At 73.9% G+C, this 7,341-nt stretch carries 9 protein-coding genes; 8 read left to right on the top strand and 1 reads right to left on the bottom strand.

Features of this window, described 5'->3' with window-relative positions; translation table 11 throughout:
* Positions 1 to 158 precede the first annotated feature (158 nt).
* Positions 159 to 590, top strand: a complete 432-nt coding sequence (locus AB0K34_RS25335) for a hypothetical protein (RefSeq protein WP_364551228.1) — start codon at positions 159 to 161, stop codon at positions 588 to 590.
* A gap of 50 nt (positions 591 to 640) precedes the next feature.
* Here AB0K34_RS25335 and AB0K34_RS25330 read toward each other — a convergent pair whose 3' ends face one another.
* Positions 641 to 1,582: a hypothetical protein gene (locus AB0K34_RS25330; protein ID WP_364551226.1), complete on the bottom strand. Its 942-nt coding sequence runs from the start codon at positions 1,580 to 1,582 to the stop codon at positions 641 to 643.
* 223 nt (positions 1,583 to 1,805) lie between these two features.
* Here AB0K34_RS25330 and rsmD point away from each other — a divergent pair, with 223 nt between their 5' ends.
* The 7 genes from rsmD (at position 1,806) to mutM (ending at position 7,337) form a co-directional block, all read left to right on the top strand.
* Positions 1,806 to 2,372: a 16S rRNA (guanine(966)-N(2))-methyltransferase RsmD gene (rsmD, locus tag AB0K34_RS25325; protein WP_138638133.1), complete on the top strand. Its 567-nt coding sequence runs from the start codon at positions 1,806 to 1,808 to the stop codon at positions 2,370 to 2,372.
* A 30-nt stretch (positions 2,373 to 2,402) separates the two neighbouring features.
* Positions 2,403 to 3,854 (top strand): penicillin-binding transpeptidase domain-containing protein, encoded by a 1,452-nt coding sequence (locus AB0K34_RS25320; protein WP_301175668.1) that lies wholly within the window; start codon positions 2,403 to 2,405, stop codon positions 3,852 to 3,854.
* 141 nt (positions 3,855 to 3,995) lie between these two features.
* A complete protein-coding gene (gene coaD / locus AB0K34_RS25315) occupies positions 3,996 to 4,478 on the top strand; it encodes a pantetheine-phosphate adenylyltransferase (protein ID WP_138638131.1) in 483 nt (160 codons plus the stop codon).
* Between the two features lie 107 nt (positions 4,479 to 4,585).
* Positions 4,586 to 5,233, top strand: a complete 648-nt coding sequence (locus AB0K34_RS25310; protein WP_138638130.1) for a YceD family protein — start codon at positions 4,586 to 4,588, stop codon at positions 5,231 to 5,233.
* Between the two features lies 1 nt (position 5,234).
* A complete protein-coding gene (gene rpmF, locus AB0K34_RS25305) occupies positions 5,235 to 5,414 on the top strand; it encodes a 50S ribosomal protein L32 (protein WP_089324772.1) in 180 nt (59 codons plus the stop codon).
* Between the two features lie 281 nt (positions 5,415 to 5,695).
* A complete protein-coding gene (rnc, locus tag AB0K34_RS25300) occupies positions 5,696 to 6,466 on the top strand; it encodes a ribonuclease III (RefSeq protein WP_138638129.1) in 771 nt (256 codons plus the stop codon).
* Positions 6,459 to 7,337, top strand: coding sequence for a bifunctional DNA-formamidopyrimidine glycosylase/DNA-(apurinic or apyrimidinic site) lyase (mutM, locus tag AB0K34_RS25295; RefSeq protein WP_364551219.1), 879 nt, complete (start codon positions 6,459 to 6,461; stop codon positions 7,335 to 7,337). The genes rnc and mutM overlap by 8 nt, the downstream gene beginning before the upstream one ends.
* Positions 7,338 to 7,341 lie beyond the last annotated feature (4 nt).

Raw genomic sequence — 7,341 nt, 5'->3', positions numbered from 1 at the left:
CATCGCGGTCAGCCCGAGCGCGTACCGGCGGGTCTGCTCGTCCACCCGGACCAGCCGGCGGCTGCGCAGCGAGGTGAGGATCCGGTGGACGGCGGTACCGCGCGGAGCTGACCGAGAAGAAGGGTTCGGTCACCGCGGAGGTCGTCGACGCGGCCGTCGTGTCGGCGGCGGACGGCAAGGTCACCGTCCTGTCGTACGTCCGGCGGACGGTGCGCGCCGAGAACGCCGACCCGTCCCGCCTCCAGGACCCGATGCGCGCGACCGTGGTCAAGCAGGGGGGCGGGTGGCTGCTCGACAGCCTGTACTCGCTGAAGGCGGGCTCGCCCCGCGCCGACATGTCCGGCGCGACCTGGCCGGGGACGCAGGCGCGGGGAGCGGCCGGCGCGGTCTCCGGCGACCCGGCCGTGGCGCGCGGGACCCCGCTGGAGGTCGGCCTGCGCGCGGGCGGGACGGAGCAGCAGGTCACGGCCCTGGTGCTGGTCGGCGCGTGCAAGGGCGGCTGCACCGACGGCGACGCGGTCGAGATGCGCCGCCTCCTGCTCGAACGGGCGGGCGGCGGATGGAAGGTCGCGAAGTCCGAGGCGCTCTGAGACGCCGAAAGGGCGCCCCCTGCGCGGGGACGCCCCTTCGGCCGGGCGGCTCAGGACTCGCGGGCGTGGCGCCTGCGGGTCGCGGCCACCGCGGCGCTGCCCGCGCCGATGGCGGCGAGGCCGAGCGCCACCAGCGGCAGCGCGTCGGTGCCGGTGAACGGCAGCCCTTGGGGCGGGGTGAACTCGGCGGCGGTCGCGCCGGGGCCCAGGCCGGTGCCGGACGGCAGCTCCGGCGGCATCGGGGACGACGGCAGCGACGGCGGCTCCGGGGAGGAGCCGGGCGGCGCCGGCTCCCCGGGAGGCGACGGCGGTGACGGCGGGACGGGCGGGGTCGGCGGCGTGGGCGGGACCGGCGGGGTCGGGGGAGTCGGCGGCGTCGGCGCCTCGCAGCCCCCGCCGACGCAGGCGCCGGCCGACAGGTGCGCCGAGACGGGGGTGCCGCCGGCCGGGGCCACCGACGCGCCGAGATCGGCCTGGGCGCTGAGGAGCCGCCCGCCCGCGGACGCGGTGGCGCCCGCCGAGAGGGAGAGCCCGGTGCTCCCGGCGGGCGACGCGGCCCGGCCGTCCAGCCGCGTGCCCGCCTTGGCGGTGGCGTCGCTCAGCGACGCGCTCGCGCCGGCCCGGAGCCGGACGCCCGCGCCGGTGTCCTGCGTGCCGACGCCCGCGCCGACGTCGAGGCCGGCGCTCGCGGTCCGGGTGCGCTCGTCGTAGTCGAGCGTGGCGCCGACGCGCAGGTCGAGCAGCGGCTTCGCCTTCGGTGCGGCCGCCGCCTTCTTCGCCGGTGCTCTTCGGGTTTTCGCCTTCTTGGGTGTGATCAGCCTTTCCGTCTTCTTGATCGGCGCCTTCCGCGTCGTCACCGGTTTCGGGCGGGCCGTCTTCGGTTGAGCCGTCGTCGTCGGAGGGGTCGTGAGCTCGGCGAGGGGCGTGGAGGTCTCGGCGTGCGAGACGCCGCTCATGGCGGCGAAGCCGAGAACCGCGGCGCCGGCCGTCACCGCCAGTCTCCTACCGTGATGCACAGGTGCTCCTGAGTGATGGGTTGCACAACCTGCGAGCACGCTTGCACGTGACGTAGTCGATGTGAACATCGTTCGCGCCATTTGGGTAGAGGTTCACAAGAGGCTCCCGCGCGGGTTGTGCATCATTTCGCGAATGCTGGCCCGGCCGGTGCCGGCGGCCGATGCGCGATCAGCGGAGACGGCCCCCGATACTGGGAGGGTGAGCAGGGTCATCGCGGGCAGCGCGGGCGGGCGGCGGCTGGCCGTCCCGCCGGGACGGGACACCAGGCCGACCAGCGACCGCGCCCGGGAGGGCCTGTTCTCCACCGTCCTCGCCCTCCTCGGCCCGCTGGACGGGCTGCGCGTCGCCGACCTGTACGCCGGGTCCGGCGCGGTCGGGTTCGAGGCGCTGTCCCGGGGCGCCGCGCACGCGCTGCTCGTCGAGTCGCACCCGCGCGCGATGCGGGTCATCCGGCAGAACGCGGGCGCGCTCGGGCTGCCGGGCGCCGTCCCCTGCCCGGAGAAGGTGGAGCGGCTCGTCCGGCGCGGGCCCGGCGAGCCCTACGACCTGATCTTCGCCGACCCGCCGTACGCGCTCGCGGACGCGTCCGTCACCGCTCTCCTGGAGGACCTGCGCGACCACGGCTGGGCCGCCCCCGACGCCCTGGTCGTCGTCGAGCGCGCGTCCCGCGGACCCGCGCTGACCTGGCCCGACGGGTACGAAGCAGAGCGCGAGAGGCGTTACGGTGAGGCGGTTTTCTGGTACGGCCGCGCCAACGGCCGTTGACGGGGAGGGAGATCGGGTAAAGGCATGCCCATGAAGCCCGGTATCGACCGCGCGGTGGGACGCACCTGGGTCGTCGCCCTGGTCATGGCCGTCGCCCTGATGGCGAACATCACGTACGTGCAGGGCTTCCAGGCGCAGGACCTCCGGGACGACTCGCTCAACGCCCGCCAGTTCGACGACCGCTTCAAGATCGACCGGGGCCCGATCGTGGCGGACGGCCAGCGGCTCGCCTGGTCGGAGAAGCTCGACGACGGCCGCTACCAGCGCCACTACAAGGACGGCAAGGTGTTCGCGCCGGTCACCGGCTACTTCTCCGTGTTCTCCCAGACCGGCCTGGAGAGCGCCGCGAACCACTTCCTGGACGGCACCGACGCCCGCCTCGCCACCACCAACCTCGTCGACAAGCTCGTCGGCAACCACGTCCCCGGCGGGACGGTCGAGTCGACCATCGACGTCGGGGCGCAGCGCGCCGCCTACGCCGCGCTCGCGTCCAGCGGCGCCCGCCGCGCCGCGGCCGTCGTCCTCGACGCGAAGACGGGCGCGATCCGGGTGCTGGCGTCCACGCCGACCTACGACCCCAACGACGTGTCGACGCTCGACCGGCAGAAGGCCGTGAAGGCGTTCGAGCGGCTCAACGGCGAGAAGCTGAAGCCGCTGCTCGACAAGGCCACGCGGGAGCTGTTCCCGCCCGGCTCCACGTTCAAGACCGTCGTCGCCGCGGCCGCGCTGAAGTCCGGCGCCACCGCCGCGTCGCAGGTCAAGGCCGGCCGCAGCTACAAGCCGCCGGGCGCCGGGCAGGCGATCAACAACGACGCGGGCGACATCGGCGGGTCCTGCGACCTGAGCCGCATCCCGCTGGCGGAGTCGTACGCGCAGTCCTGCAACACCACGTTCGCGTTCATGGGCGCGGAGGAGCCCGGCAACGGCGCCGTCCACGAGGCGGCCGGCGGGTTCGGGTTCGGCGACCCGGTCGAGTACGCCGACGGCCTGCGGAGCGCCGCCAGCGCGTTCCCGACGACCGACCAGCCGTCGCTCAGCGCGCTCGGCTCCATCGGGCAGGGCAGCACGGTCGCCAGCCCGCTGCAGATGGCCATGGTCGCCGCCGGCGTCGTCAACGACGGGGAGGTCATGCAGCCGCACCTCGTCGACAGGCTGCGCGCCCCGAACGGCCGCACGGTCGACACGATCTCGCCGCAGCGGATGTCGCGGGCGCTGACGTCCGGGCAGGCGAAGCAGATGCGGGACATGATGGAGGCCGTCGTCGACCGGGGTACCGGCAAGACGCTGAAGGGGACGTCGATCGTCGGCGGCAAGACCGGTACCGCCGACATCGAGGGCGCCGCCTACAACGACCGCTGGTTCATCGGTTTCGGGCCGGGGAACGACGCGAAGTACGCGGTCGCGGTGATGACCGAGGCGCCCGGCTACGGCATCGAGTCGGGCCCGATCGCGGCCCGGATCCTCAAGGCCCTGGGCGACTGAGCGGCCCCCGGGCGGCATGCCCGGACCGCAGGCCCGGAGGGCGTACCCGGACGGCCGGGCGAGCCCGGGTGAAACCAGGCCGAATGCGATTTGGTACGTTCACGCCGCAGGTCAGAAACCGGGACCGAAGGGGTTCGCGTCGTGCGCCGTGTCGTCTGTCCGGGATCGTTCGACCCCGTCACCAACGGGCATCTCGACATCATCAGCCGCGCCTCCCGTCTGTACGACGAGGTGGTCGTCGCGGTGCTGATCAACAAGAACAAGAAGAGCCTGTTCACCGTGGACGAGCGCGCCGACATGATCGCCGAGGTCACCGCGGAGTACGGCAACGTCAAGGTCGACAAGTTCTACGGGCTCACCGTCGACTACTGCAAGGAGCAGGACATCCCGGTCATCGTCCGGGGGCTGCGGGCCGTCAGCGACTACGAGTACGAGCTGCAGATGGCCCAGATGAACCACCGGATCGCCGGCGTGGAGACCCTCTTCATGGCGACGAACCCGGAGTACGCCTTCCTGTCCTCGAGCCTGATGAAAGAGGTCGTGAAGTTCGGCGGGGACATCTCCGGACTCGTCCCCGACAGCGTCCACGCCCGCCTCGTGGACCGCCTCCAGCAGCAGGGCTGACGGCCCTCCCCGCCCCGTGAGCGGCGGACGGACGGGTCGCGAGTTGGGTCACCGCCCCGGGTTCGGTACCCTGGGACATCGGCCATCGACGGCGGCCGCCGTTCACCATGCCTCACGAAAGCAGGAATCCGCTGACACGCCTCGACCCCAACGCCCCTCTCGTGCTCGACACCCGAGCCCTGGGCCGGCAGCCGGGATCGTCGCGCGAGGAGCGCCTGACCGTGCCGGCACCGGAGGACTTCGGCGTCGAGATGGTGGGCGTCCCCGAGGGCGCCGCGATCGAGCTGGACCTCCGGCTCGAAGCGGTCCTGGAGGGGGTGCTCGTCACCGGCACGGCGACGGTCCCCCTGGAGGGGGAGTGCTCCCGCTGCCTCGACCCGATCGCCTCGTCCTTCGAGGCGGACTTCCAGGAGCTGTTCGTCTACGACGACACCCGCTCGGGCGGGAACGCCGACGACGATGAGCTCCGCCTCGAGGGCGACCTCATCGACCTCGAACCGGTCCTGCGGGACGCGGTGGTGCTCGCGCTGCCGCTGTCCCCGCTGTGCCGGGACGACTGCCCGGGCCTGTGCCCGGACTGCGGTGCGCGGCTCGCGGACGTCGAGCCCGGGCACCACCACGACGTCGCCGACCCCCGGTGGGCGGCGCTGCAGGACCTCGCCGGCGACATGGCGCCGGCGGACCCCGACCGGGGGAACGGGAGCTCCGGCACCCGTGGTTCATTCGACCGACGAGAAGGAAAGCAGGAGGGCTGACGTGGCCGTCCCGAAGCGGAAGAAGTCGCGCAGCAACACGCGGCACCGGCGCGCGCAGTGGAAGACCGCGGCGCCGAACCTGGTCGAGTGCCCGACGTGCCGCGACCACAAGCTGCCGCACACCGCGTGCGCGACATGCGGTACCTACGACCGGCGGCAGGTCATCACCCCGTCGGCCTGAGTCTTCTCGCATCCTGGGGGGCGGATCCGCGCGCGGCGCGGCCCGCCCCCCACGGTGCGGGACGGCACCACCCCGACCACCCCGGCGCGCGACGTCGGCGTGGTGACCGGCGCGGAGACCGCGCCCGGAGCCGTGGTGCACGCCGGGATCAGCCGACCGGCGCGCACCTCGTCTTCGCGGACATCCTCCCCGCCGCGCGTCCTCGCCGTCCCGGCCGTTCCGGCCGGCGCGCCGCATCAGCGACCGCGCCATGCGCGGTGCACGGCCTGCGAGGAGGGCCCGTGAGCGCCAAGAGGAGCGCACCCACGCCGGACCGCGCGGAACTGACCGCCGCGCTCGGCGTCGACGTGACCGACGAACTGCTCGAACGTGCCCTGACGCACCGTTCGTACGCCTACGAGAACGGCGGCCTGCCCACCAACGAGCGCCTGGAGTTCCTCGGCGACTCGGTGCTCGGGCTCGTCGTCACCGACACCCTGTTCCGCGGCCACCCCGACCTGCCCGAGGGGCAGCTGGCCAAGCTCCGCGCCGCCGTGGTGAACATGCGCGCCCTCGCGGGGGTCGCCCGCGGCCTCGGCGTCGGCGCGCACATCCGGCTCGGCCGCGGCGAGGAGGGCACCGGCGGCCGCGACAAGGCCTCGATCCTCGCCGACACCCTGGAGGCGCTGATCGGCGCCGTCTACCTGGACCGCGGCCTCGACGAGGCGTCCGCCCTCGTCCACCGGCTCTTCGACGCGCTGATCACCCGGTCCGCGGGCCTCGGCGCCGGGCTGGACTGGAAGACCTCGCTGCAGGAGCTCACGGCCGTGGAGGAGCTCGGCGTCCCCGAGTACCACGTCGCCGAGAGCGGCCCCGACCACCAGAAGACGTTCCGCGCGTCGGTGCGGGTCGGCGGGAAGACCTACGGCTCGGGGGAGGGCCGCAGCAAGAAGGAGGCCGAGCAGCACGCGGCCGAGGCCGCCTGGAACGAGATACGCGCGCTCGTCGTGGAGCGGGACGCCGGCGAGCAGACCGGCGGGCAGACCGGTGAGGCGGCGCAGGCCGGTGCCTGAGCTGCCCGAGGTCGAGGTCGTCCGGCGCGGCCTCGACCAGTGGACGACCGGCCGGACGATCGCGTCCGCGGAGGTTCTGCACCCCCGCTCGGTGCGCCGCCACGAGGCGGGCCCGGCCGACTTCGCCGCCCGCCTCGCCGGCCGCGCGATGCGCGCGCCCCGCCGCCGCGGCAAGTACCTGTGGATCCCGCTCGACGGCGAGTCCGAGGCGGTGCTGGCCCACCTCGGCATGAGCGGGCAGCTGCTCGTCGGCGACCCCGGCCGCGAGCGCGAGAAGCACCTGCGCGTCCGGGTCGGCTTCGACGACGGCGGCCACGACCTGCGCTTCGTCGACCAGCGGACCTTCGGGCACCTGATGCTCACCGACCTCGTCCCGGACGCGCACGCCGCCGGGTCGCTCGTCCCCGAGCCGATCGTGCACATCGCCGCCGACCCGCTGGAGGACGCCTTCGACCCCGAGGCGTTCTTCCGGGCCCTGCGGCGCCGCAAGACGGGGATCAAGCGGGCCCTGCTCGACCAGTCGCTGATCAGCGGCGTCGGCAACATCTACGCCGACGAGGCGCTGTGGCGGGCCAGGCTGCACTGGGCGCGCCCCACCGAGACGATGACCCGCGCGGAGGCCACGCGCCTCCTGGAGGCCGCACAGGAGGTCATGGGCGCCGCCCTCGCGGTCGGCGGGACGTCCTTCGACAGCCTGTACGTCAACGTGAACGGCGAGAGCGGCTACTTCGAGCGCTCCCTGGACGCCTACGGCCGCCGCGACGAGCCCTGCCGCCGCTGCGGGGCGCCCATCCGCCGCGACGAGTTCATGAACCGCTCGTCCTACAGCTGCCCGGTGTGCCAGCCGCGCCCCCGGCGGGCGCACTACTAGGGTT

The sequence above is a fragment of the Actinomadura sp. NPDC049382 genome (assembly GCF_040677125.1).
GTDB classification, from domain to species: domain Bacteria; phylum Actinomycetota; class Actinomycetes; order Streptosporangiales; family Streptosporangiaceae; genus Spirillospora; species Spirillospora geliboluensis.
Note: the sequence above shows the minus strand (reverse complement) of the source record. Positions and strands in the feature narration are given on the sequence as shown.